The following is a 24,312-nucleotide window of genomic DNA, read 5'->3' on the forward strand; positions in this document are numbered from 1 at the left end:
TCGGCTGTCACGCGTCAGTTCTCGTAGAAGAGCCGTTCGACGACGGCGCGGGCCCGGCGGGTGGTGCGCCGGTAGTCCTCCAGCATGTCCCCGACGTGGCCGGGCGGGTGGCCCAGGTAGCGGGCGACGGCGGCCAGCTCGCGGCCGTCGCCGGGGAAGGTGTCGCCGGGCCGGCCGCGGACCAGCATCACGGCGTTGCGCACCCTCGTGGCGAGCACCCACGCCACGTCCAGCACCTCCGCGTCCTCGGCGGTGACCAGGCCCTCGGCGCGGGCGGCGGCCAGCGCCTGGCGGGTGCCGGTGGTGCGCAGCGACGGCAGCCGGGCGGCGTGCTGGAGCTGGAGGAGCTGCACCGTCCACTCGACGTCGGACAGTCCGCCGCGGCCCAGCTTGGTGTGGGTGGTGGGGTCGGCGCCGCGCGGCAGCCGCTCGGACTCCATCCGGGCCTTGAGCCGGCGGATCTCGCGGACCGCGTCGTCGTGCAGCCCGTCGTCGGGGTAGCGCAGCGGGTCGACGAGGGCGGTGAAGCGGGCGCCGAGGTCGGCGTCGCCGGCCACCGGCCGGGCCCGCAGCAGCGCCTGGCTCTCCCACCCCAGCGACCAGCGGCGGTAGTACGCCCCGTACGAGGCCAGGGTGCGGGCGAGCGGGCCGCTCTTGCCCTCCGGGCGCAGGCCGGCGTCGACCAGCAGCGGCGGGTCGGCGGTGGGGATCTGGAGCAGCCGGCGCAGCTCGTCGGCGACGGCGAGGGCGGCGCGGGTGGCCTCGGCCGGGTCGGCGTCCTCGCGCGGGTCGTGGACGAAGAGGACGTCCGCGTCGGAGCCGTAGCCGAGTTCGCCGCCGCCGAAGCGGCCCATGCCGATCACGGCGAACCGGGTGGGCAGCGGCCGGGCGTCGTTGCCGGTGACGACGTTGACCGCGGCCCGCAGGGCGCCGGCGACGGTCGCGGCGGTCACCGCGGACACCGCGGCGCCGACCCGGTCGACCAGGGCGCCCTGGTCGGCTGAGGCGCCGGTGCCGGCGGGCTCGGCGGGGCCGGTGCCGCCGGCGGGCACCGGTTCCTCGGCGTCGTCCCCGTAGGCGCCGATGATGTCGCCCGCGGCGGTGCGGAACAGTTCTCGGCGGCGCACCCCGCGCACGGCGGCGATGGCCTGCTCGGGGGTGTCGGCCCGGCCGGCGGCGGCCAGCACCTCCTGCTCCAGCGCGGCCTGCTCCCGCGGCACCAGGCCGTCGGCGGAGCCGAGCAGCGCGACCGCCTCGGGGGCGCGCAGCAGCAGGTCGGGGGCGAGCCGGCCGGAGGAGAGCACCCGGGCGAGCCGCTGCGCGGTGGCGCCCTCGTCCCGCAGCAGCCGCAGGTACCAGGGGGTCTTGCCGAGCGCCTCGGAGACCTGGCGGAAGCCGAGCAGCCCCGCGTCGGGGTCGGCGGAGTCGGCGAACCAGCCGAGCAGCACCGGCAGCAGGGTGCGCTGGATGGCGGCCGCGCGGCTGACGCCGCTGGCCAGGGCCTCCAGGTGGCGCATGGCGGCGGCCGGGTCGTCGTAGCCGAGGGCCAGCAGCCGCTCCCGGGCGGCGCCGGTGCTCAGCCGGCTCTCGTCGGTGTCCAGTTGGGCGACGGCGTCGAGCAGCGGCCGGTAGAAGAGCTTCTCGTGCAGCCGCCGCACCTCGCGGGCGTGCCGCCGCCACTCCCGGTTCAGGGTCTCCACCGGTTCCAGTCGGAACCCCAGGCCCCGGCCGAGCCGGCGCAGGCCGGCCTGGTCGTCGGGGACCAGGTGGGTGCGGCGCAGCCGGTAGAGCTGGATGCGGTGCTCCATCAGCCGCAGGAAGCGGTAGGCGGCGTCCAGGGCGGCGGCGTCGGCCCGGCCGACGTAGCCGCCGGCGGCCAGCTCGGCGAGCGCGGTCAGGGTGGTGGGGCTGCGCAGCGTGCGGTCGCTGCGGCCGTGCACGAGCTGGAGGAGCTGGACGGCGAACTCGACGTCCCGCAGGCCGCCGGGGCCGAGCTTGAGCTCGCGCTCGACATGGGCGGCGGGGATGCCGTCCACGACGCGGCGGCGCATCTGCTGCACGTCGGCGACGAAGTGCTCGCGCTCGGCGGCCTGCCACACCATCGGGCCGATGGCCGCCAGGTACGCGGCGCCCAGGTCGGGGTCGCCGGCCATCGGGCGGGCCTTGAGCAGCGCCTGGAACTCCCAGGTCTTGGCCCAGCGCCGGTAGTAGGCCAGGTGGCTGGCGAGCGTCCGTACCAGGGGGCCGTTCTTGCCCTCGGGGCGGAGGTTGGCGTCGACCTGCCAGATCGTGCCCTCGACGGTGGTGTCGGAGCAGATCCGCATCATGCGGGCGGCGAGCCGGGTGGCGGCCTGGACGGCTCTGGTCTCGTCGCCCCCGTTGCCGTTGGGGGCGCCGGTGCCGGTGCCGGTTGAGGTACCTGTTGCGGTGCCGGCTCCGGTGCCGGGGCTCTCGGCGGGCGCGGGGCTCTCGGGGCGGTCCGGCGGCTCGGCGACGAAGATGACGTCGACGTCCGAGACGTAGTTCAGCTCCCGGCCGCCGCACTTGCCCATGCCGATGACGGCGAGCCGGCACGCGGCGGCGTCCTCCGGCTGCTCGGCGGAGGCCATGGCCAGGGCAGCGCGCAGCGTGGCGGTGGCGAGGTCGGCCAACTCGGCCGCGGTCCGCACCAGGTCGCTGGTGCCGCACACGTCGCGGGCGGCGATGCCGAGCAGGCAGCGCCGGTAGGCCGTCCGCAGCGCGTCCGGGTCGGGGGCCGGGGCCAGCCGGGCCTCGAACTCGGCGACGCCCGGGTGCAGGTCGGACGCCTCGTAGGTGACCAGGGCGTGCCAGTCGCCGGGGTGCCGGGCGAGGTGGTCGCCCAGCGCCTCGGAGGCACCGAGCACCCCCAGCAGCCGGTCCCGCAGCGGTTTGGCGCTGGTCAGGGTGTCCAGCAGGGTGCGCCGCTCGGCCAGCTCCAGCGCCTCGGCCAGCCGCACCAGCGCCAGCAGCGCCTGGTCGGGGTCGGCGGTGGCGCCCAGCCCCTCCATCAGGACGGGGTCGCTGCGGACGGAGGCGAGGGCGTCGGAGTCCAGCAGCCGCTCGGCGGCCCCGGGGTCGGTGAAGCCGTGCCGCAGCAGCCGGGTGTACGTACTGCCGCGTCGCCCCTGCATCCGCCCTCCCGCGGGTTGGCCCACACGCAACGGCGCCCTGGCGGGCCGCCCGGGTCGAGCATAGGCCCTGCTCGCGGCGGCGGACCGGTCGAGATCCCGCCTGTCCCGTGGCGTGGGCCGCCGTAGCAGACGGCGGGCCCGGGGCCTACGGGCTCCGGCGCGGGCCTACGGCTCCGTGGCTGGTCCGGGCGGTCCGGGCGGGCCCGGCGGGGGCGGCGGCGCGGGTGTGGCGGGGACGAGCCGGGCGCCCTCGGCCCGCCAGTGGCCGGCGGCGCCGGGGCAGCCTGCGAGGTACCCGGCGACCTCGGCCGCGTCCCAGAGTCCCGCCTCCCGCAGGCCCGCCGCGAGGTGGTCCAGGTATCCGGCCGTGGGGACCGTCCAGGGGACGTCGGCCATGGACCAGGGCGCGGTGAAGGTCAGCAGCGGCAGCCCGTCGAGGGCGCCGAAGCGCAGCAGCGTCTGGTAGCGGCCGGGCCCGAGCCGCTGCCGACCGGTGCGCAGCAGCGGCGTGAGGTCGACATCGGCGCCGGGCCGGCCGTACATCTCCTGGGCGGCGATGTCGGCGAACTGCCCGAGCGTCACCAGGTGGGCGCGGGCCAGCACCCGCCCGCGCGCGGCCGGGTCGTAGAAGGCGCGGCCGCCGCCCCACACCGGCGAGTGGGTCGCGAAGTACACCGCGCCCGGCGGCTCCAGCGGCACCGACCGGGCGGGCGGGGTGGTGTCCCGGCACCCGGGGTGGTCGCGGGAGGCACCGGGCAGCCGCCCGCCCGCGATGTAGCGGGCGAGCCGCTCGCTGTGGGTGTTCGACCCGTAGGCGACGTACCACACCGGCCGCCCGTCCTGCCCGTCCCGCGTCTCCACCCGGCCATTGTGGCCCCGCCCGGGGCGCCCGTCCCCCCTGCCGCCCCTCCCGGTACGGGTCGGCGCTGCTGCATTGGAGTGGCAGGGGTGGACCGCCGGGGCGATGGTGGGAAGAGCCCGCGTTTCCCCTGCGCGGCCACCCTGCGAACCCTGCGAGGAAGGGGCCAGCCCTATGACCACCCCGGAGAAGCCCAGCACGTCCCACTCGAAGACCGCCGGGAAGACGACGATCGCCGACTCGGTGGTGGCCACCATCGCCGGGATCGCGACGCGTGAGGTCGACGGGGTCTACGCCATGGGCGGCGGCCCGACCCGTGCGGTCGGCGCGGTCCGCGACCGCGTCTCCCGCTCGGCCGACCACACCCGCGGGGTGAAGGTCGAGGTGGGCGAGCGCCAGGCGGCCGTCGACCTCGACCTGGTCGTCGAGTACGGCACGGAGATCGCCGACACGGCCGACGACATCCGGTCCAACGTCACCAAAGCGGTGGAGCGGATGACCGGCCTTGAGGTCGTCGAGATCAACGTCAACGTCCGCGACGTCCACGTCCCCGGCGAGGAGCCGGACGAGGACGAGCAGGACACCGCCCGCGTCCGCTGAGCCCGGAGCGCCCCCGCCCGGCACCCCCTCCCGGCTGAGCCCGCGTCAGCCGCGCTCGTACCCTTCCTGCGGCCCGCGCACCGCCACGGCCTGCTGTCTTCGGCTTCCAGGCCGCCGGAAGGGCGCGGGCCGCGCGCCTGCCCGGGGCTCGTCCACGCGACCGTGAGGCTCGGGCTTGCGGGGACGCCTAGTCCCGCGGCCGGCACGGTTCGCCCGGTAGCGAGGTGTCCTGGTGCGGTCAGCCGCAAGGCGCCGACCCGGCCTCGTAGCGGGCCTGCTCGGCCGGTACGCCAACGCGGCGGACGGCCGTGCCAGGGCGGCGAGCGGGGCACACCCTGCCGGGAGCGGCCCCTAGTCGGGCAGGCAGGCGTCGAAGCGTCGGAGGAGTTCGACGGCCGCCGGGCTCGCCGCGTCGAAGTGCTCGCCGAACTGCCCCCGGCCAGAGTCGATGCGCCGGCCGCGGGTGGCCTGGCACCGGAAGCAGAAGGCGATCTCGAAGAGCGGGCTCGTGGCGCCGTGCGCCCGGATTCCCCACCGGGGGACGAAGCAACGGTAGGCGTCGCCGCCTGCCAGCCCGGTGATCAGCGACAGCGCCTCGGCGGCCTCCTCGCCCGCCCATATCGCCACCGTGTCGCCGATCAGGCCACGCGACGGGTAGTGCGTGGCGGCGGAGCGGAGGTCGGTGATGTGGACGACCTCGACGAGTTCGGTGTCCACGAACGTCGGTGGCAGCAGCATGCCCGGCATGATCACACTCGGAGAGCCGTGTGGTCAGCTCGATTCCAGTGGACCCGCCGGACAGCCCATTCACCCCTGCGGGCTCGAAGGCTTCCTCGGCTTGCGCGGTCTGCCCGGCCGGGCCCGAGCGCGGTCCGACTGCGCGGCGTCGAACTGCGCCTTGCTGATCACGGCGCGCGGCTCGGGCTCGATCACGGCCTGGACGGAACGCCATGGGACGGCCGACGTCCAGCCGACGACAGGCATGGTCGCGTCGAAGAGCGGGGCGAACTCCGCGCCGACGAGCGCGGGCATCCGGTGGTTCAGGGCGCGCGAGTGCGCCAGGAAAGCCGCGGGCAGGGCGACGTGGTGGGTCTCGACGTAGTGCGGGAGGTCCCGTCGCCAGAGCCAGGTGCCGTCGGTCGACAGCGAGGAACAACCGGCGGAATGGCGGTGGGCTGAGCCGGTGAGGACGTCGTGGCCGCCTTCCATGACGTCGATCAGCGCATGGCCGGCGTCCAGATAGGTGACCAGAGCTGCCTCGTCCGGCTCGCCGACCGGCCGCACGGCGGCGCGCAGCAGCCCGTTGGGCGCGCCGGAACGCCCCTCCAACTCGTCGTAGAAGCCGAGGAGTCCCAACACCGCGCCTCCTGGTCGCGCTCGGGACCCGGGGCCCGCCGGAAACGGGCTCCCGGGCCGGTGGGCGGCTACAGGTTCGGCAGGTTCTTGCGGAGCTCGAACGCCGTGACCTCGGAGCGGTACTCCTCCCACTCCTGCTTCTTGTTGCGGAGGAAGAACTCGAAGACGTGCTCGCCGAGCGTCTCGGCGACGAGTTCGCTGCGCTGCATCAGCTCGATCGCCTCGCCGAGGTTCTGCGGGAGCGGCTCGATGCCGAGGGCGCGGCGTTCGGCGTCGGTGAGGGCCCACACGTCGTCGTCGGCGCCGGGGGGCAGCTCGTAGCCCTCCTGGATGCCCTTCATGCCGGCGGCGAGGAGGACGGCGTACGCCAGGTAGGGGTTGGCGCCCGAGTCGAGGGAGCGGACCTCCACCCGGGTGGAGCCGGTCTTGCCGGGCTTGTACATCGGCACCCGGATCAGCGCCGAGCGGTTGTTGTGGCCCCAGCAGATGTACGAGGGGGCCTCGCCGCCGGCGCCCGCGGTGCGCTGCGAGCCGCCCCAGATGCGCTTGTAGGAGTTGACCCACTGGTTGGTGACCGCGGAGATCTCGCCCGCGTGGCGCAGCAGGCCGGCGATGAACGAGCGACCCACCTTGGAGAGTTGGAACTCCGAACCGGACTCGTAGAAGGCGTTGCGGTCGCCCTCGAAGAGGGAGAGGTGGGAGTGCATGCCGGAACCGGGGAACTCCGAGAACGGCTTGGGCATGAACGTGGCGTGCACGCCCTGCTCCAGCGCGACCTGCTTCATCACCAGACGGAACGTCATGATGTTGTCGGCGGTGGAGAGCGCGTCGGCGTAGCGCAGGTCGATCTCCTGCTGGCCGGGGGCGCCCTCGTGGTGGGAGAACTCCACCGAGATGCCCATCGACTCCAGCATGGTGATGGCCTGGCGGCGGAAGTCCATGCCGACGTTCTGCGGGGTGTGGTCGAAGTAGCCGGAGCTGTCGGCGGGGGTCGGCCGGCTGCCGTCGACCGGCTTCTCCTTGAGCAGGAAGAACTCGATCTCCGGGTGCGTGTAGAAGGTGAACCCGAGGTCGGAGGTCTTGGCGAGGGCGCGCTTGAGGACGTAGCGCGGGTCGGCGTAGGAGGGGGAGCCGTCGGGCATGAGGATGTCGCAGAACATCCGCGCCGTCCCCGGCGCCTCGGCCCGCCAGGGCAGTACCTGGAACGTGCTGGGGTCGGGCTTGGCGATCATGTCCGACTCGTACACCCGGGCGAAGCCCTCGATGGCGGAGCCGTCGAAGCCCATCCCTTCGTCGAACGCCTGTTCGAGCTCGGCGGGGGCGACGGCGACCGACTTCAAGTAGCCCAGCACGTCGGTGAACCACAGCCGGACGAAGCGGATGTCCCGCTCCTCCAGCGTGCGCAGAACGAACTCCTGCTGCTTGTCCATATCCATCCATCCTCGCCGGTCAGGCACCGCTCCCCCGCCGTGGGAACCGGGGGATCAGGAGCATTGCACCACAGCGTTTCACGCTGATCGCCGGTGCCGCTCCTCTCCCATGGTGCCCGCTCACGGCCCGTGATCGAAGAGGCCGGACGGATCAGGCGGCTCCCGGCGGACGGGGGACGGCGGAACGGAGGGACGGAGGGATGGAAACGGGGACGGAGAGGACGACGGGGACGGTGGGGGCGCCCCCGGCCGGTTGGACGGACCGGTCAGTTGAACGTGTCGATCGCGGAGATCTTCCAGGTTCCGCCCTGCCGGACCGCGTCCACCGCGAACATGGCCGCCGCGTACGTGTCGTCGGAGGCGGCGCCCTGGGCGGCGCTGGTGTTGGACTGGTCGGCGAAGACCAGCAGGTGCGCCCGGTCGCCGTCGAGGGTCGCCACGCCGGTGTCCGTGACGGTGGTGGTCAGCACCAGCTTCTCCTTGCCCGCCGCCGCCCTGACCGGGCCGATCAGCGTCGCGTACTGCTTCACGGCCGCGCCGGTGAGCAGGCGCTTCGCGGCGCTGTCGGTACGCGCGGTGTCGGCGTAGTCGTACGAGAAGACCGCGTTCACGTCCTGCGCGACGGCGCCCTTGACCTCGCTGGTGCGGGCGTTGTCGGTGAGCGCGGTGTTGGCGGCGGCGGAGTCGTCGCGCAGCCCGGAGGCCCGGTTGGCGGCCACCGCCGCGAAGACCCCCAGGGCCGCCGTCACCACGGCCAGCAGCGCGAGGAGCAGCGGGAGGCGGAGGGTCAGCCGGGGGATACGGCGGGACGGCGCGGCCTCGGGGTCGGGGTCGGGGTCGGCCTCGGGGTCGGCCTCGGCTTCCGGCTCGGCGGGCTGCGGCTCGGCGGCGAGGTCGTCGTCAGCGGCGGGGCGGGTGGTGGCCGCGGTGCGGCGGGTGCGCACCCTCGGCGGGGCGGCGGGGCGGGAACGGTCAGCCGGGTCCGGGCGCTCGGCCGGGGCGACGCGGCCCGCGGCCTCCGTCCCCGGGGTACGGGTGAGGTCGGCCGGCGGCTCGGCCTCGGGGGTACGGGGGCGGGGCCGCTCGACGGTGCCGGCGGCGCGGGCGCGGGCCGGGCGGACCGTGCGCTCGGCCGCCGCGGTGGCGGCGAGCCGGCGCTGCCGGTTGATCAGGTGCCGGGTGGTCGACATGGGGTGCGGTCCTCTCGCGGGCGGCGTCAGCGGCCGGCGGACGGGGTGGTGGCCGTGGGGGCGGTGGCGGTCGGGGCGGAGCTCTGGGCCGAGGGCGCGGCCGGGGCGGAGGTGGCCGTGCCGGTGGCGGCGCTGTCACCCATCGGCGCCTGGCCGAGGGCGCTGAGCTTCCAGCCGGAGGCGGTGCGGGTCAGGTCGCCGAGCAGCCGGCTCTCCTTCACCGCGGGCGTCCCGGTGGACGCCTTGACGGTGATCCGCAGCGCCACCATGACGCTCGCCTTGCCGGTGCGGGTGTCGAGTTCGGTGACGGCGCCGGAGAGCACCCGCGCGGTGCTGACCGTCCCGGCGGCCTCCACCTGCTTCTCGAAGTCGGCCCGGCCCTGGACGAGTTGGGTGTGCAGGTCGCCGGTGGTGCTCGCCTCCCAGACGGCCAGGCCCTGGGCGACGTGCGCGTGGTCGAGGGTGTTCATGTTCTGCACCGCCTGCTCCCCCGCCGCCAGCACGGTGTCCCGGGTGCGGGCGAAGGCCGTGTCGTCGTCGTGCGCCGCCGCGTACCAGGACACGCCGGTCCACCCGGCGGCCACCACGGCGGCCAGCACCAGCGCGAGGGCGGCCAGCAGCAGCGGACGCCGGGACCGGGCCGCCTCCCTCTCCCGGCCGCCGCCATCCGCGCAGCCGTCCGCCACCTCGGCGTCCGCCACCTCGGCGTCGGGCGTGCCGCCGTCAGCGGGCTCGGCGGAGCTGTCGGCGGACCCGGAGTCGGGCTCGGAGGCGGACCCGGAGGCAGACCCGGAGGCGGGCTCCGAAGCGGCATCGGAGGCGGCATCGGAGGCGCCGGCAGCGGGCTCGGAGGCGGACTCCGCGCCGGGCTCGGCGATGGACGGCTCCCCGGGGGCGGCGTCCGGGACGGTGCGGGTGCGTGCCATGTGCGTTCTCCCCTGGCGGGCTTCGGAGCGGTGCTGGCTGGGAGCGGTCCGGCTGGTGGTCCGGTTGGGTGGGGCGGGCTGGTGGTCCGGGCTAGCGGGCCGTGAGTGAGCTGATCCGCCAGTGGCCGTCCAGGCGGTCGGCGGTGACGGAGAGCTGGGCGGCGGCCGAGGTGGCGGTGGAACCGGCGCGCTGCGAGCTCTGGTCGAGGAAGACCAGCAGCTTGGCCCGGGTCGCGGTCAGGCTGACCACGCCCGCGCGCACCACCCGGGTGGTGAGGGTCAACTGCTGGGCGGCGACCTGCTGCTGGATCTGCCCGAAGAGCGCCTGGTACTGGCCGGCCGCCGTGCCGGTGAGCACCTCGCGGGCGGCCTGCCCGGTGGCGTCGGTGTCCTGCGGGCTGTACGAGAAGATCCGGGTGAGGCCGCTGCTGACGTCGCCGACGACCTCGTCCGTGGCGGGCGCGTCGGTCAGCGCGCGGTTGGCGGTGGCGGCCGGGTCCCGGAGCTGCTGGGCCTGGTACAGCAGCACCCCGGACGCGGCGAGCAGGACGACGACGGCGCCCGCGGCCCCGATACGGCGCCAACCGCGCAGCCACCGGGGCCACCCCGCCCGTACCCGCCGCGCGATCCGGCCGAACGGGAACCCCGGGCCCGCGTCGGACCCATCCCCCGGGGCCGTGTCCCCGTCCGCCGAACCAGTCCCCGAGCCAGTCGCCGAACCGCTCGCCGAACCGTCCACCGAACCGGTCCCCGGCCCCGTCTCGGACGCGGAGCCCCCGTCCCCCTCCGCCGGGGCCTCCGCGTCCGCGTCCGCCGAACCCTCCGGGGAGGGAACCGCGGACGCCTCGGGCAGGACCGCCTCCCGCTCCCCCGGACGGTCCAGCCCTCCCGGGCCGTCCGAGCCGTCCGAGCCGCCCGGACCGCCTTCCGGAACCGCCGCCACGGGCTCCGCCGCCGCGTCCGTCGTGGACATCCGTTCTCCCCTCCGCGTACCGCGCCGTCCCGTCAGCCCCGCCATGCCGGTCAACTCGCCCCCAGCGGAACGGCGGTGAGCGCGGCGACCCGCCAGGTGCCGCCGGTCCGGGCCAGGTCGGCCTCGAACCGCTTGCGGTCGGTGCTCGCGGCGCCGCTCTTGGGGGTGAGCCGCACCTGGACGGTGGCGATCACCTTGGCCGTGCCGGCGCGGTTGTCGAGTTCGGTGACGGCCGCGTCGGTGACGGTGCCGCGGCTGGCCGTGCCGGACGCCTTCAGGGTGGCGGCGTCGGCGGAGCGCGTGCGGGTCAGTTGGTCGCGCAGCGCGCCGGTGCTCACCGCCAGCCAGCCGTCCAGGTCGCGCGCGGAGTGGGCCGGGTCGGCCGTGGTCAGCCGGGTGACGCCGGAGCGGGCAGCGCTCAGCGCGGCGTCCCGGGCCTTGCCGTAGGAGAGCGCGGAGTCGCCCCGGACGCTCCCGTACGTCCAGCCGGACAGCGCGCACAGCACGGCCGCCGCGGCGAGGGCGGCCGCCCAGCCGAGGACGGCGGGCCGGGGCAGGTGGCGGTGGTCGGTCATGAGCCCTCCAGGCCGAGCAGGCCGGCCATCGTGGTGGGGCCGCCCGCCGGCACCCCGGGCAGGCCGAGCGCCCCGGGCAGCGCCACGGCGGCCCCGGAACCGGAGGCCCCGGAACCCGAACCGGCCGCGGACCCGGAAGTCCCGGAACCGGAACCGGAGCCGGCCGCGGCGCCGGAGAGCACCGAGCCGGGCTGGACCGCCGCGGGCACGCCGCCGCCGTAGGGGGCGTTGGCGGAGCCGCGGACGTCGGTGCCGGAGGAGGCGGGCTCGGTGCAGCGGGCGGCGGTGTTGAAGACGGTGGCGGGCGCGCTGGTGTCCAGGCCGTTGCGGTAGGTGGTGCCGCCGTACCCGGTGGTGCAGGGCAGCGGCTGGAAGAAGGTGGTGGCCATGCCGAGGTGCAGCGCGCCGTCGTGGACGGTGGTGGCGCCGGCGGCGGCCGCGGCGGGCAGCCGGACCAGCAGCTCCTGGATGCCGGCCTGCCGGGTGACGGCCACGTCGGAGGTGGTGAGGAGGTTGGCGAGGACGATGCTCAGCTGCGGTCCCACGTCCCGCAGCAGGCCGCTGACCTGACCCGTCGCGTCCGGCGCGGCGGCGATCAGGCGGCGCAGGTCGGTGTCGGAGTCGTCGAGCTGGGCGGCGAGCCGCCTGGCGCCGCTGGCGAAGGAGGCGATGGCGCCGCTCTCGCCGGCCTGGGTGGCCAGCACGGTCTGCGCGTCGTCCACCAGCTTGGTGTCGGTGGGCAGGTTGGCGTCGGCGCTGGAGATGAACTCGCCGCTGGAGTCCAGGAGTTGCTGGAGGTTGTCACCCTGCCCGGCGAACGCCTGGCCGAGTTCGTCCACGTCGGTGCGGAGCGCCGCCAACGGCACGGACGCGGCAAGGTCGTTGACGCTGGAGAGCACGTCGGTGACGGGCGCGGGCACCTTCGCGTCGGCCTTGGCGATGGTGGAACCGCCGTGCAGGTAGGGGCCGTCGGAGGTGCGTGGCCGCAGGTCCACGTACTGCTCGCCGACGGCGGAGAGGCTGGCGACGACGGCGTCGAGGTCGGCGGGGATGTGCGGCGCCGAGTCGTCGATCCGCAGTTGGGCCGCGACCCCGTCGCCGGTGAGCCGGATGGTGCCGACCCGGCCGACGGACACCCCCCGGTAGGTGACGTCGGCGTGCTCGTACAGGCCGCCGGCCTCGGGGAGTTGGACGGTCACGGTGTAGTAGCCGCCCAGGCCCACGTAGCGGCCGAGGTCGGCGTAGCGGACGCCGATCCAGACGATGACGGTGACGGCCACGACGAGGAAGGCGAGGTTCTTCAGCAGGACGGTCCGGGTCGGCATCAGCGGCCTCCGGCAGTGGTCGAGGCAGCGTCCGGACCCGTGGCCGACCCGGCGGCGGAGCCGGACGCGGACCCGGTGGCCGGACCCGTGGCCGTCGGCGCGCTGACGGTCGGCAGCGGCAGTGGCAGCGCGGCGGTAGGACCGGCGGAGGGGCTGGCCGTCGGCGCACCGGTCTTCCCCGCCGTCGACCCCGTCGTCGCCGTCGTCCCCTTCTTCGCCGCCGTGCCCGCGGTGCCCGTCGCGCCCGCCGCCTTGCGCCCCTCGGTCTCCAGCGCGTCGGCGGTCTTGCGGGCCTCGGCGGCGGTGAAGGGCTGGACGGGCGGGTAGGAGTTCTCCGCCGCGGGCAGTTCGGGGATGACCTGGGTGCCGGGCTGGGCCGTCAGGTCCAGGTAGACGTTGAGGTAGTCGCCCTTCACGCCGTTCACCACCTGGTCGGTGAACGGGTAGGTGAGCAGCACCTGGAGGGAGTCGGGCAGGTCGGCGCCGGCGTCGGCGAGGCGCTGGAGGGTGGGCGCGAGGGCCTTGAGGTCGGCAACCATGTCGTCCTTGCTGCGGTTGACGGTGTCGACGGCCACCCCGGAGAGGGTGTCGAGCGACTGGAGCATGGTGACCAGGGCGCCGCGCTGCTGCTCCAGCACCTTCAGGCCGGGGCTGAGGCCGGTCAGGACGGTGTCGATCTTCTGGTCGCGGGCGGCGAGGGTGGCGGAGAGCTGGTTGACGCCGTCGAGCGCCCGGGTGATGTCCTGGCGGTGGCCGTCGAGCTGGGTGACCAGGGTGTCGACCTTGCCGAGGGTGTCCCGTACCGCCGGCTCGTTGCCCGAGAGCGCCTTGTTCAGCTCGGTGGTGATGGTGTGCAGCTGCTGGACGCCGCCGCCGTTGAGCAGCAGCGACAGCGCGCCGAGCACCTCCTCGACCTCGGGGTTGCGGTTGGTGCGGGAGATCGGGATGGTGGCGCCGTCGGCGAGCCGTCCGGCGGACGCCTGGGTGCCGGAGGGGTCGGCGAGTTCGATGTACTTCTCGCCGAGCAGGCTGGACTGCTCCAGGTGGGCGGTGGCGTCGGGGGCCAGGCGGACGCCGCCGTTGACCTTCATGGTGACCATGGCGGTCCAGCCGTCCGGGGCGAGCGCGATCTTCGTGACCCGGCCGACGGCGACCTCGTTGACGCGGACCGACGCCTGCGGGACGAGGTCGAGCACGTCGGCGAAGCGCGCCCTGACGGTGTAGGGGTGGCTGCCGAGGTCGGCACCGCCGGGCAGCGGCATGTCCTGCACGTTGGTCCAGGAGCAGCCGGTCAGGGCGAGGGCCCCGGCGGTGAGCAGGCCGGCCGCGGCGAGCCGGCGGGGGTGGGAGCGGCCGGGCGGGCGGGCGGCGGTGCGGGTGGCGGTGCGGGCCGGGTGCTGGCGGGGCGTCATCGGGTGGCCCCCTTCGCGGTGGTCGGGCCGTAGACGGTGCCGACGGCCGGCAGCGGCAGCGGCAGCGCGCCCGCCCCCTGGGCGCGCGGTGCCATCCCGGCCGGGGCCGCGGCGGGGGCCGTGCCCGAGGCGGTTCCGGCGGCCGTGCCCGCGGCCGAGGAGGAAGCGGCGGCGCTGCCCATGCTCAGCTCGTTGAGGTCGGCGCGGCCGTCGAGGGTTCCGGTGGCCGGGTCGTAGGCGTTCATCAGGTTGTCGGCGGCGAGCGGGGCGTCGTCAAGGAGTTCGGCGAGCGAGGCACGCTGGTCGACGAGGGTCTGGGTGATCGGGGTGAGCTTGTCGACGCCGGTCCTGAGCTTGGCCCGGTTGTCCTGGATGAAGGTCTTCACCTGGTCCAGGGAGGTGGACAGCTGCCGGAGCGCGCCGCCGAGGTCCTGGCTGTCGTCGGCCAGGAAGCTGCTGACGTCGCCGAGTTCGTCGGTGGCGGACTTCACCTGGCTGTCGCTGTTCTTGAGCATGGTGGTGAAGGACTGCAGCGAGCCGAGGGTGGCGAAGAGGTCGTCGCGGCTGCCGTCGAGGGTCTTGGCGGCCTGCCCGAACTGGTCGATGGCCGCGCCGATGTCCTTGCCGTTGCCCTTGAGGTTGGCCGAGCCGGTGGTGAGCAGGTCCGACAGGGCGCCGTCCGCGTTGGAGCCGGTGGGGCCGAGGGCCTTGCTGAGCTGGGTGATGGACGAGTAGAGCTGGTCGATCTCCACCGGGGTGGCGGTGCGGGAGACGGGGATGACGCCGTGGTCCTTCATCCGGGGCCCGCCGGTGTAGGCGGGCGTGAGCTGGACGTACCGCTCGGCCACCACGCTGGGGGCGACCACCACGGCGTCGGCGCCCGCGGGCACCTTCACCCCGTGGTCGAGCCGCAGCCGCGCCCGCACCCGGGTGCCGTCGGGGTGGACGGACTCCACGGTGCCCACCTTGACGCCGAGCACCCGCAGGTCGGAGCCGGCGTAGACGCCGACGGTGCGGTCGAAGTACGCGGTGACGTGGATGCCGGAGGGCCCGCCGAGGACGGCGAACCCGGCGGCGACGGCGCCCGCGGCGACCACGGCGACGACCACCGCGAGCACGAGCACCCGCCCGGGCGCCCGCAGCCGTCCGGCACGCCGCGTGGCCGGTGCCCGGCCCGAGGCGGCCTCCACAGCGGTCTGGTCCAAGGCGGCCTGCTCCAGGGCGGCCTCGTCCGCGCCGCGCCCCGGTTCCTGGGGCAGAGCGCGCCGTCCGGGCCGGAGCGGCGGCAGGGTGAGCCGCCGGCGGCGCCGGCCGGGCCGGGGGAAGGGGGTCATGACGCTCCTCCCGTCGCCACGTCGGGCGGCATGCAGCCGGTGGTCGGCTGGGTGCCGGCCGGCAGGTAGCTCTTGGGCACGACGCCGCACAGGTAGCTGTCGAACCAGCGGCCGTTGCCGAGGGTGTTGCCCACCAGCCGGTAGTAGGGGCCTGCGGTGGCGAGGATCCTGTCCAGTCCGGCCTGGTTGGCGTCGAGCACGGTGGTGACCTTGTCCAGCGCGTCGAGGGTGGGGCCGAGCTGCTTGCTGTCGTCGGCGACCAGGCCGTTGAGCTGAGCGCCGAGGCTCTCGGTGCCGGTCAGCAGGGCGTGGATGGCGTCGCGCCGCGCCTGTACCTCGCCGAGCAGCTGGTCGCCGTCGGAGATCAGCTGCTGGAAGCGGCCGTCCTGGTCGGAGAGGGTCGCGGTGAGCTTGCGGCTGCCGCTGAGCAGGTCGGCGAGCTGCGCGTCGCGGCTGGAGATGGTGCGGGACAGGGAGGCGAGACCGGTGGCGGCACCGCGCACCGAGGCGGGGGTGTCCTTGAAGGTGTCGGAGATCGCCTCGAAGCTCTGCGCGAGCTGCTGGGTGTCGATCGCGCCGAGGGTCTGTCCGAGCCCGTCCAGCGCCTGCGTGACGTCGTACGGGGAGGTGGTGCGGGTCCTGGGGATGGGGCTGGCCGGGTCCTGCTCGCGGTTGCCGAGCGGGTCCACGGCCAGGTACTTCTGCCCGAGCAGGGTGCGGATGCCGATGGCGGCGGTGCTGGCGTTCCCGATCCAGGTGTGCCGGACGGTGAAGGTCACCTTGACCTGCGCGCCGTCCAGTGCGACGCCGGTGACCTGGCCGACCTTGACGCCGGCCACCCGCACCTCGTTGCCGGACCTGAGCCCGGCGGCCTCGCTGAAGTCGGCGGTGTAGCTGGTGCCGCCGCCGGTGAAGGGGAGCGCGGAGGCGTTGTAGGCGGCGAGCACGGCGGCGGCCAGGACCAGCAGCCCGACGACGCCGACGGCCACGGGGTTGCGGTCGCGCAGCGGCCGGAACAGCGGCCGGCCGCGGTCGGCCGGGCGGCGGCGCGGGAACGGGCGGCGCGGGAACGGGCCGTCGGCGCCTGCGGCGGCGCGGCGCCGGAACGGGCGGGGCAGGCTCATGACGTGCACCTCGCCGCGGTGATGGCGATACCGGTGGGCGGCGTGCTGCCGTCGGAGGTGGTGACGCCCTTCACGGTGGCCTGGCACAGGTAGAGGTTGAGCCAGGAGCCGTAGGAGGCGAGGCGGCCGATGTCCCGCATCTTCGCCGGGGTGTCGGCGAGGAACGCCTGGAGCTGCGGGGTGCCGGCGGCGAGGTTGTCGGAGAGCCGGCCGAGCTGGTCGATGGACTGCTTCAGCGGGGCTCGGCCGTCCTGGAGCAGCCCGGCGGTGCTGGTGGTGAGCTGGGAGATCGCGGTGATGGACTGCCCGATCGGCTCGCGGTCGGCGGAGAAGCCGGTGACGACCTGCTGGAGCGAGGTGATGAGGTCGTTGAGTCCGGTCTCCCGGGCGTTGACGGTGCCGAGCACCGAGTTGAGGTTGTCGATCACCTGGCCGATCACCTGGTCCTTGGCGGCGAGGGTGGTGGTGAGGGAGGAGATGCCGCTCATCAGGCCGTCCACGGTGCCGCCCTCGCCCTGGAGGACCTGGATGATCTCCCCGGACAGCTGGTTGACGTCCTTGGGCGACAGGCCCTCGAAGAGCGGCTGGAAGCCGTTGAAGAGCTCGGTGAGGTCCAGCGCCGGGGTGGTGCGGGTCAGCGGGATGGTGGCGCCGGGGCGGAGGGTGGCGCCGACCGGGCCGGTGCCCTGCTCCAGGTCGATGTAGCGCTGGCCGACCATGTTCAGGTACTTGATGGTGGCGGTGGCCGAGCCGGGCAGGGTGCGGCTCTTCCGCACCGAGAAGCGCACTGCCGCGACCCGGTGCCGCACCACGTGGATGGAGTCGACCCGGCCGACCTTGACGCCGGCGATGCGCACGCTGTCGCCGGAGTTCAGGCCCGTGGTGTCGGTGAACTCGGCGGTGTAGTGGTAGGTGTCGCCGACGCCCGCGCCGGCGATGCTCACCGCGAGGACGGTGGTGGCGAACGCCGTGACCAGGACGAAGATCAGCGACTTGACGACGGGTCCGGTCAGGCTCCGGCGGCCGGGGGCGCGTCCGGCGCCGGGCCGCCGCAGCCGGCCGGTCGTCTCGGGGGGGCTGGTGGCGCTCACTTCACCGTCACCTCCGCCCCGCGGAAGACCGGGCCGGTCAGCACGCTGCTCCAGTCGGGCAGCGCGGCCGCTGAGGTGCCGGCACCGGGGGCCAGCAGTTCGTCGAGCAGTTCGTTCTCCTGCGGGGAGTTGGCCAGCGGGGTGGTGCCGTGGCCGGTGTAGGGGACGGAGTAGCAGCGGGGGCCGCCGTCCGCGTCGTAGGCGGGGGTGTCCTTGCCGGGCTGGTAGGAGCCGCGGGAGGGCACGGTGGTGACGTCGACGTGCAGGCCGGGCTCGTCGGTGCCCTTGCCGAGCGCCTTGTCCAGCTCCGGCACCTGGTCGGCGAGGGTGCGCAGGGTGCAGGGGAAGGACGGCGCGTAGCGGGCGAGGGTCTGGAGGGTGCCGCGGCTGTCGGCGCTCAGCCGGATGATGGTGTCCTTGTTCTGCCGGAGGTAGGTGGTGACGTCCTGCGCGGTGGTGGTGGCCGAGCCGTAGACGGTGGCGAGCTGCGCCTGCTTCTCGGCGATGGTGCCGGAGGTGGTGGTGAAGTCGGTGAGCGCCTGGACGATGTCGGGGGCGGCCGCCGCGTAGCTGCGGGAGACGGTGACGAGCTGGCTGATGTCGTCGGTGAGGGCGGGCAGTTGGGGGTTGAGCCTGGTCAGGTACCGGTCGAGCTGGACGAGGGTGGTGCCCAGTTCGGCGCCGCGTCCGCTGAGCGCGCCGGCCACGGCGTCGAGGGTGGCGGCGAGCTTCTGCGGCTGGACCGCCGTCAGCAGCGGCATCACGTTGTCGAGCACCTGCTCCAGCTCGACGGCGTCGGCGGAGCGGTCCTGCGGGATGGTGGCGTGGGCGGCGAGCGAGGGCCCGCCGGCGGGGGTGCCGGCCGGCGGGACGAGCGCCACGAACCGCTCCCCGAAGAGGGTGGTGGGCAGCATCTGCGCGGTGACTCCGGCCGGGATGGCGCGCAGCTTTCCGGGGTCGATGGCCAGGGTGAGGCGGGCGCCGGAGCCGTTGGCGCGGACCCGGGTGACCCGGCCGACGACGACGCCGCGCAGCTTGACGTCGGCGCCCAGGTGCATCTCGTTGCCGACGGTGCCGGTGTCCACGGTGACGGTGTCGGAGTGGCTGAAGTCCTTGTCGTAGACGGCGATCGCCAGCCACGCCAGCAGCGCGGGCACCAGCAGGAAGACGATCCCGGCGGTGCGGCGGCGGGCGGTGGCGGCCCGGTGCGCGCGTGGCCCGGGCGGGGCGGGCGGCGGCGGTACGGCGGCCCGGGTGTCGGTGGCGGTCATCCGGCCACCCGCACGGTCGTGGTCGCGCCCCAGATGGCCAGCGACAGGAAGAAGTCGGTGATGGAGATGATGACGATGGCGTTGCGCACCGAGCGGCCCACCGCGATGCCCACCCCGGCCGGCCCGCCCTTGGCGGTGTAGCCGTAGTAGCAGTGGGCGAGGATCACCACGACGCTGAAGACCAGCACCTTCAGGGCGGACAGCAGCACGTCCTGCGGGGCCAGGAACAGGTTGAAGTAGTGGTCGTAGGTGCCGGCGGACTGGCCGTTGACCCAGATCGTCACCAGCCGGGAGGCGGCGTAGCTGCTGAGCAGGCCGACGCCGTACAGCGGGACGATCGCCACGACGCCGGCGATGATGCGGGTGGTGACCAGGTACGGCATGGAGCGGATGCCCATGCCCTCCAGTGCGTCGACCTCCTCGTTGATCCGCATCGCGCCGAGTTGCGCGGTGAAGCCGGCGCCGACGGTGGCCGACAGGGCGAGGCCGGCGACCAGGGGGGCGATCTCGCGGGTGTTGAAGTAGGCCGAGATGAAGCCGGTGAACGCGGTGGTGCCGAGTTCGTTCATGGCGGAGTAGCCCTGGAGGCCGACGACGGTGCCGGTGGCCAGCGTCATCCCGATCATCACGCCGACGGTGCCGCCGATGACGCCCAGCCCGCCGCTGCCGAAGGCGACCTCGGAGAGCAGCCGCTGCACCTCGCGCAGGTAGCGGCGCAGCGTGCGGGGTATCCACAGCACGGCCGTGATGTGGAACAGCAGGTGGTCGCCGGTCGCGTCGAGCCAGCGCAGCCAGCGGACGGGCGGGCGGGCCGCGACCGGTTCGGGCGGCGGGGCGGGCGGCTCGGGCCTGGGGGCGTCCTTGCCGTGACTGTCCAGCAGCGCCATCGCTCAGGCTCCCTTCTGCGGCACGAGGTGCAGGTAGACGGCGGTGAGCAGGACGTTCACCACGAACAGCAGCAGGAAGGTGATGACCACGGACTGGTTGACCGCGTCGCCGACGCCCTTGGGGCCGCCCTTGGGGTTCAGGCCGCGGTGGGCGGCGGTGATCCCGGCGATGAAGCCGAAGACCAGCGCCTTGATCTCGCTGATGTACAGGTCGGGCAGCTGGGCCAGGGCGGAGAAGCTGGACAGGTAGGCGCCCGGGGTGCCGTGCTGGAGCATCACGTTGAAGACGTAGCCGCCGGCGGTGCCGACCACCGACACCAGGCCGTTGAGGAGGACGGCCACCAGCATCGTGGCCAGTACCCGGGGCACCACCAGCCGCTGCACCGGCGAGACGCCCATCACCTCCATGGCGTCCAGCTCCTCGCGGATCTTGCGGGAGCCGAGGTCGGCGCAGATGGCGCTGCCGCCGGCTCCGGCGATGAGCAGCGCCACGATCAGCGGGCTGGCCTGCTGGATGACGGCCAGCACGCTGGCCCCGCCGGTGAACGACTGGGCGCCCAGCTGCTGCGCGAGGGAGCCCACCTGGAGGGCGATCACGGCGCCGAACGGGATCGACACCAGCGCGGCCGGCAGGATCGTCACGCTCGCCACGAACCAGAACTGCTCGATCAGCTCGCGCCACTGGAAGGGGCGGCGGAAGGTGTCGCGGACGGTGCCGGCGGCCAGTTGGGTCATCTCGCCGGCGGCGCGCAGCGGCGCGGTCGGCCGGAACCGGCGCCGCGGCCGGACGGACGCGGGCGGCGGCGCCGGCTGTGGTGCCGGCTGCGGCGCCGGCTGCGGGGGCGCGCTCATGCGGGCTCCCCCTGCGCGGCCGGGGCCGGGCTCTGGACGGAGCCGGCGCGCAGCGCCTCCCGGGTGGCCGGCGGCAGCTCGTCCCACATGCCCAGCACCCGGGCCCGGCGGCGCTGCACGGCCTGGCGGGGCGGCAGGCCGGGGCTGGGCTCCAGCTGGCGGGCGAGCGGGCCGCGCGGCGGCGGGGGCTGGTCGTCGAGCTGCTCGCGGGCCAGGGCGGCCTCGTCCTTCTCCTCGGCCATCCCGATCGGGCCTGACCGGCGTCCGCTGAGGAACTGCCGCACGACCGGTTCGTCGCTGGTGAGCAGCAGTTCGCGGGGGCCGAAGGCGACCAGTCGGCGGCGGAAGAGCATGCCCATGTTGTCCGGCACGGTCGCGGCGATGTCGAGGTTGTGGGTGACGATCAGCATCGTCGCGTCGATCTGCGCGTTGAGGTCGACCAGCAGCTGGGAGATGTAGGAGGTGCGCACCGGGTCCAGGCCGGAGTCGGGCTCGTCGCACAGGATGATCTGCGGGTCCAGCACCAGCGCCCGGGCCAGGCCGGCGCGCTTGCGCATGCCGCCGGAGATCTCGCCGGGCAGCTTCCCCTCGGAGCCGGCCAGGCCGACCATGTCCATCCGCTCCATGACGACGCGGCGGATCTCCCCCTCCTTCTTGCGGGTGTGCTCGCGCAGCGGGAAGGCGATGTTGTCGAAGAGCGTCATGGAGCCGAACAGGGCGCCGTCCTGGAACATCAGGCCGAAGAGCTTGCGGGCCTCGTAGACGTCCCGCTCCCGGCCGCCGACCATGTCGACGCCGTCCACCAGCACCCGCCCGCGCTCCGGCTTGAGCAGGCCGATCACGGACTTGAGGAAGACGGTCTTGCCGGTTCCGGAGGGGCCGAGCATCACGCTGATCTCGCCGGGCGGCAGAGTGAGCGTGACGTCCTGCCAGACGGTCTGCGTTCCGAAGGACTTGGTCAGTCCCTCGACGGTCACTTCGATTCCCACGGGCACCTCCCTGGGGGCGTTCGGGTCGGACGGGTGGCTGTCGGGTGGCGGCCGCGGGTGGGGCGCGGCCGCCGGGTGGGCGGTGGCGGTGGGCGTCGGGGAGCCCGGCCGCGGGGTCAGCGGTGCGGCGGGGTGGGGAAGGCGATCTCCGGGAGGCACTGGTAGTCGCCGAAGAACGGGATGCACAGCGGGGCCTGGATGAAGTTGAGCGAGTTGCCGTGCCCGGAGAGCGACGCCGTGAGCAGGGCGTCGAGGTTCTCCCCGTGCGCGGTGCAGCCGGTGAACGGCGGGATGTAGAGGTCGTCCTGGGAGACCGGGCCACCGGTGATCGGGTTGTAGTTGGTGGCCAGTTCCGGGTGGTCGGTGTCGCTGAACCCGATGAGCTTGATGTCCAGCGGCGCCACGGCGCGGCAGTCCGAACCGACGTCCAGCGGCGTCCCGTTGACGGTCAGGTCGCTGAGCCGGAGGGTCATCTTGCCGTAGATGTCCGTCTCGGAGGACTTGCCCGCCACGTTGTAGCCGGACAGCACCACGGTCATCAGGCTGACCGGGGTCATCGTCATCACGGCCGACGTGGGCATGAACCCGAAGGTGAGGAAGGTGGCCTTGCCCGGCGGCGGGGTCATCTCCGCGATGGAGTCGATCTCGCTGTAGAACGTGTCGGGGTCGTCCCACGTGTCGGTCTCGGTGACGCTCAACTGCGTCGGGTGGTCGTTGAGGTCGTTGAAGACCGCCGCCCCGTTCAGCTTGCCCACGTTGGCCAGTCCGGTGATGTAGCCGCACTCGTTCCAGCGCTGGTCCGGCGGGAAGTAGGTGTGGTACTGGGCGGCGGCCGGCGGGCGCGGGACGGCGGCGATGATCGCGGGGTCCGGTTCGCCCGTCGGCGGCGGCGGGCAGGTCGTGGTGCCCGAGTGCGGGGGCTCCGCCACCGAGATGGTGCCCTTCCGGACGGTCCGGGCGGTGCTGCCCGCGGCGTCCGTCGTCGCGGTCCCGGTGGCGGACGGGGAGGCCGTGGCCGACTGCGTGGCGGCCGGGCCGCCCGAGGTGACGGCGACCTTGCCCAGCTCGGTGGCCTGGCCCGCCTTCGGGGTGCAGGAGGCGGTGCGGCTCTGGATCGCGGCGACCGCGCGCGCCCCCGTCGCCGTGCCCATGACGATCCTCGCCCCCGTACCGGACGGGGACGACGCTCCGGCCGAGGAGGTGGAGGAGGCGTCGGGAGCGTCCGGCGGGGAGGACGGGTCGCCGTCGGCCGTCGCGGTCGCCGAGGGGGTCGGTGAGCCGGACGGCGGCGTGGTCGCGGCGACTTCGGCGCCCACGGACAGGTCCAGGGCACCGGCGTCGAACCGGACGGTGCCGGCGGCGCTGACGGTGACGGCGGAGACGTCCCCGGTGAAGGTCAGGTCCAGGCCGTCCGCGGTGGGCGTGCTCGGCGCCACGAGGTCGGACCACACCGTGTCGGCCGCCGACGAGCCCTGCGTGACCCTCGCGGTGAGCGACCCGGACGCGATGGCCGAGGTGGTTCCGGACGGCAGCACCGCGGCGGCGGCGTCCTTGCCGAGGGCCACCTCCAGGGTGAGCCGGCCGGGCTGGATGCCGGCGCCGACGGTGCCGGTCGCCGGGTACTCCTGGTGGACGGTGACGGTGGCGTCCTCGGTCACCGCCGTCGCGTCGGCCGGGCCGGAGGTGTCCGCGGAGCCGTCGGAGGTGCCCGGGTCCGTGCCGTCGGACGCGGCGGACGCGGTGAAGGCGCAGGTGTAGGCGAGCTTGACCGTTCCGCTCGGCCCGGAGGCGGCGGAGGGCGTGCCCGGCAGCATGCCGGCCACCACGGCGACCGTGGCCGTGGCGGCCGTCAGCGCGACCCGGCGCAGGTTCACGGCACCTCGCATCGACTGACTCCTCCGGCTGGCACGTCCGCGACGCACGGACATTACGGGCGGGTAATAAGGCCGTTCAAGTGATCGAGAGGGGCGAATTCCACGAGCGTGCCGAGGGACGCTTTTCTTGTCATCCGATGACAATCCGGGAGCCCGTTCTTGTCGCCGAGTGAGTGTCGGGGACATGCCGCCGGCCCGCGCGTTGTCGTGGAGTGAGGCGTGTTCGCGGGCGCGCGGGCCGGACCTCGCCGCAGTCACCGCCCCGCTCGCGAACCGCGGCGTGTTCGCGGGCGCGCGGGCCGGACCCCCGCACCCGCGAAGGCGGCCGGCTCGGCGTCAGACGGCCTGGATCACCAGGGTGGCGGGCGAGAAGATGAGGGCCCCGGTGAGCGTGAAGGTGTCACCGTTGCTCAGGCCCACGCACGTTCCGCTCACGGCCGAGGCGGTCAGCGAGCCGCCGTTGAGCGACAGGCTGTGGCCGGAGTCGCTGTACGTGCCGCTCACGGTGCCGGTGAGGGTGGCGGCGCAGGCGCCGGTCATGTGGAGCACGGCGCCGGGCATGGAGATCGCCGTGACCCCCGCGGAGGTGGGGCCGGTGACGTCGACCGGCCAGGGCACGCTCTGGGCCGCGAAGCTGAGGGGCCCCAGGGCGTAGGCGCAGCTGGTGAAGGTGCCGCTGCTGAGCGAACCCACCCTGATCGCTGTCGGCGCGCCCGTGGTGTACGTCCCGTTGGGGGCGACGCCGGCGACGGTGTCGGAGGCGCAGGTGACCGAGAAGCCGGTGGTGGCGTCCTTGAACACCACGGCGCCGGAGGCGGCGCTGAACGATCCGCCCCCCGTGACGGTCGCCGAGGTGACGGCGGCGGAGGCGGGGCCGGCGGCCAGGCCGAGCGCCGCGACGACCGCGGCACCGGTGGCGGCGGCCCCGGTGAGCGTCCTGGTGAGCACGCGCATGGGCGTTTCCTTTCTCGTCGGGGAGAGTCCTGGTCCTGCCGAGCCGGGGCCCTCTGCCGCCAAAGGGGCCGGAACGGCGGCCTCTTGACGACAGCGAGCCCTGGCGGTCGTACCCGCCGGGGCTCGCTTCGCTGTGCG

At 74.5% G+C, this 24,312-nt stretch carries 20 protein-coding genes and 1 pseudogene; 1 reads left to right on the plus strand and 20 read right to left on the minus strand.

The features are described from left to right. Positions 1–14: 14 nt before the first annotated feature. On the minus strand, positions 15–3,152 hold the full coding sequence (locus BS72_RS03615) for a bifunctional [glutamine synthetase] adenylyltransferase/[glutamine synthetase]-adenylyl-L-tyrosine phosphorylase (RefSeq protein WP_037906327.1): 3,138 nt from the start codon (positions 3,150–3,152) through the stop codon (positions 15–17). Positions 3,153–3,317: 165 nt separating this feature from the next. Beyond that, complete coding sequence (locus BS72_RS03620; RefSeq protein ID WP_063835951.1) at positions 3,318–4,013, minus strand: hypothetical protein; 696 nt, start codon at positions 4,011–4,013, stop codon at positions 3,318–3,320. Between the two features lie 172 nt (positions 4,014–4,185). On the opposite strand from BS72_RS03620, the gene BS72_RS03625 reads away from it, so the two are divergent. Continuing rightward, on the plus strand, positions 4,186–4,611 hold the full coding sequence (locus BS72_RS03625) for an Asp23/Gls24 family envelope stress response protein (protein ID WP_037906329.1): 426 nt from the start codon (positions 4,186–4,188) through the stop codon (positions 4,609–4,611). 351 nt (positions 4,612–4,962) lie between these two features. Here the strand turns inward: BS72_RS03625 and BS72_RS03630 are convergent, their stop codons facing one another. The 18 genes and pseudogenes from BS72_RS03630 to BS72_RS03715 form a co-directional block, all read right to left on the minus strand. Next, on the minus strand, positions 4,963–5,349 hold the full coding sequence (locus BS72_RS03630; protein WP_037907486.1) for a hypothetical protein: 387 nt from the start codon (positions 5,347–5,349) through the stop codon (positions 4,963–4,965). Between the two features lie 69 nt (positions 5,350–5,418). After that, positions 5,419–5,970, minus strand: a complete 552-nt coding sequence (locus BS72_RS03635; protein ID WP_037906332.1) for a hypothetical protein — start codon at positions 5,968–5,970, stop codon at positions 5,419–5,421. 65 nt (positions 5,971–6,035) lie between these two features. Continuing rightward, positions 6,036–7,397 carry a type I glutamate--ammonia ligase gene (gene glnA, locus BS72_RS03640; RefSeq protein WP_037906336.1) on the minus strand — a complete coding sequence of 454 codons (1,362 nt, stop codon included), beginning with the start codon at positions 7,395–7,397 and terminating at the stop codon, positions 6,036–6,038. Positions 7,398–7,663: 266 nt separating this feature from the next. Further along, positions 7,664–8,587, minus strand: a complete 924-nt coding sequence (locus BS72_RS03645; protein ID WP_037906339.1) for a hypothetical protein — start codon at positions 8,585–8,587, stop codon at positions 7,664–7,666. Between the two features lie 128 nt (positions 8,588–8,715). Then, positions 8,716–9,207: pseudogene (locus BS72_RS03650) on the minus strand (hypothetical protein); the annotation flags it as partial. Positions 9,208–9,604: 397 nt separating this feature from the next. Beyond that, on the minus strand, positions 9,605–10,486 hold the full coding sequence (locus tag BS72_RS31975; protein ID WP_051950616.1) for a hypothetical protein: 882 nt from the start codon (positions 10,484–10,486) through the stop codon (positions 9,605–9,607). A gap of 50 nt (positions 10,487–10,536) precedes the next feature. Next, on the minus strand, positions 10,537–11,061 hold the full coding sequence (locus BS72_RS03660; protein ID WP_051950618.1) for a hypothetical protein: 525 nt from the start codon (positions 11,059–11,061) through the stop codon (positions 10,537–10,539). Continuing rightward, the gene (locus BS72_RS03665) at positions 11,058–12,386 is read right to left on the minus strand and encodes an MCE family protein (RefSeq protein ID WP_037906341.1); all 1,329 of its coding nucleotides are present in this window, start codon (positions 12,384–12,386) and stop codon (positions 11,058–11,060) included. The genes BS72_RS03660 and BS72_RS03665 overlap by 4 nt, the downstream gene beginning before the upstream one ends. Further along, on the minus strand, positions 12,386–13,798 hold the full coding sequence (locus BS72_RS03670; RefSeq protein ID WP_078900978.1) for an MCE family protein: 1,413 nt from the start codon (positions 13,796–13,798) through the stop codon (positions 12,386–12,388). The genes BS72_RS03665 and BS72_RS03670 overlap by 1 nt, the downstream gene beginning before the upstream one ends. Continuing rightward, positions 13,795–15,132: an MCE family protein gene (locus BS72_RS03675; RefSeq protein WP_107498661.1), complete on the minus strand. Its 1,338-nt coding sequence runs from the start codon at positions 15,130–15,132 to the stop codon at positions 13,795–13,797. Before BS72_RS03675 ends, BS72_RS03670 begins: the two co-directional genes overlap by 4 nt. Beyond that, entirely contained in the window at positions 15,129–16,256 is a 1,128-nt protein-coding gene (locus tag BS72_RS03680) for an MCE family protein (protein ID WP_078900979.1), read from the minus strand. The genes BS72_RS03675 and BS72_RS03680 overlap by 4 nt, the downstream gene beginning before the upstream one ends. Further along, positions 16,253–17,311, minus strand: a complete 1,059-nt coding sequence (locus BS72_RS03685; RefSeq protein ID WP_037907500.1) for an MCE family protein — start codon at positions 17,309–17,311, stop codon at positions 16,253–16,255. Before BS72_RS03685 ends, BS72_RS03680 begins: the two co-directional genes overlap by 4 nt. Before the next feature lie 32 nt (positions 17,312–17,343). Then, on the minus strand, positions 17,344–18,618 hold the full coding sequence (locus BS72_RS03690) for an MCE family protein (RefSeq protein ID WP_078900980.1): 1,275 nt from the start codon (positions 18,616–18,618) through the stop codon (positions 17,344–17,346). Next, a complete protein-coding gene (locus BS72_RS03695) occupies positions 18,615–19,505 on the minus strand; it encodes an MlaE family ABC transporter permease (protein WP_078900981.1) in 891 nt (296 codons plus the stop codon). Before BS72_RS03695 ends, BS72_RS03690 begins: the two co-directional genes overlap by 4 nt. A gap of 3 nt (positions 19,506–19,508) precedes the next feature. Further along, complete coding sequence (locus BS72_RS03700) at positions 19,509–20,357, minus strand: MlaE family ABC transporter permease (RefSeq protein WP_037906345.1); 849 nt, start codon at positions 20,355–20,357, stop codon at positions 19,509–19,511. Next, positions 20,354–21,346, minus strand: a complete 993-nt coding sequence (locus tag BS72_RS03705) for an ABC transporter ATP-binding protein (protein WP_037906348.1) — start codon at positions 21,344–21,346, stop codon at positions 20,354–20,356. Before BS72_RS03705 ends, BS72_RS03700 begins: the two co-directional genes overlap by 4 nt. 116 nt (positions 21,347–21,462) lie before the next feature. Then, on the minus strand, positions 21,463–23,232 hold the full coding sequence (locus BS72_RS03710) for a hypothetical protein (RefSeq protein WP_157856140.1): 1,770 nt from the start codon (positions 23,230–23,232) through the stop codon (positions 21,463–21,465). Positions 23,233–23,556: 324 nt separating this feature from the next. After that, positions 23,557–24,174 (minus strand): hypothetical protein, encoded by a 618-nt coding sequence (locus BS72_RS03715; RefSeq protein ID WP_037906350.1) that lies wholly within the window; start codon positions 24,172–24,174, stop codon positions 23,557–23,559. Positions 24,175–24,312 lie beyond the last annotated feature (138 nt).

Source organism: Actinacidiphila yeochonensis CN732, from assembly GCF_000745345.1.
Classification (GTDB): domain Bacteria; phylum Actinomycetota; class Actinomycetes; order Streptomycetales; family Streptomycetaceae; genus Actinacidiphila; species Actinacidiphila yeochonensis.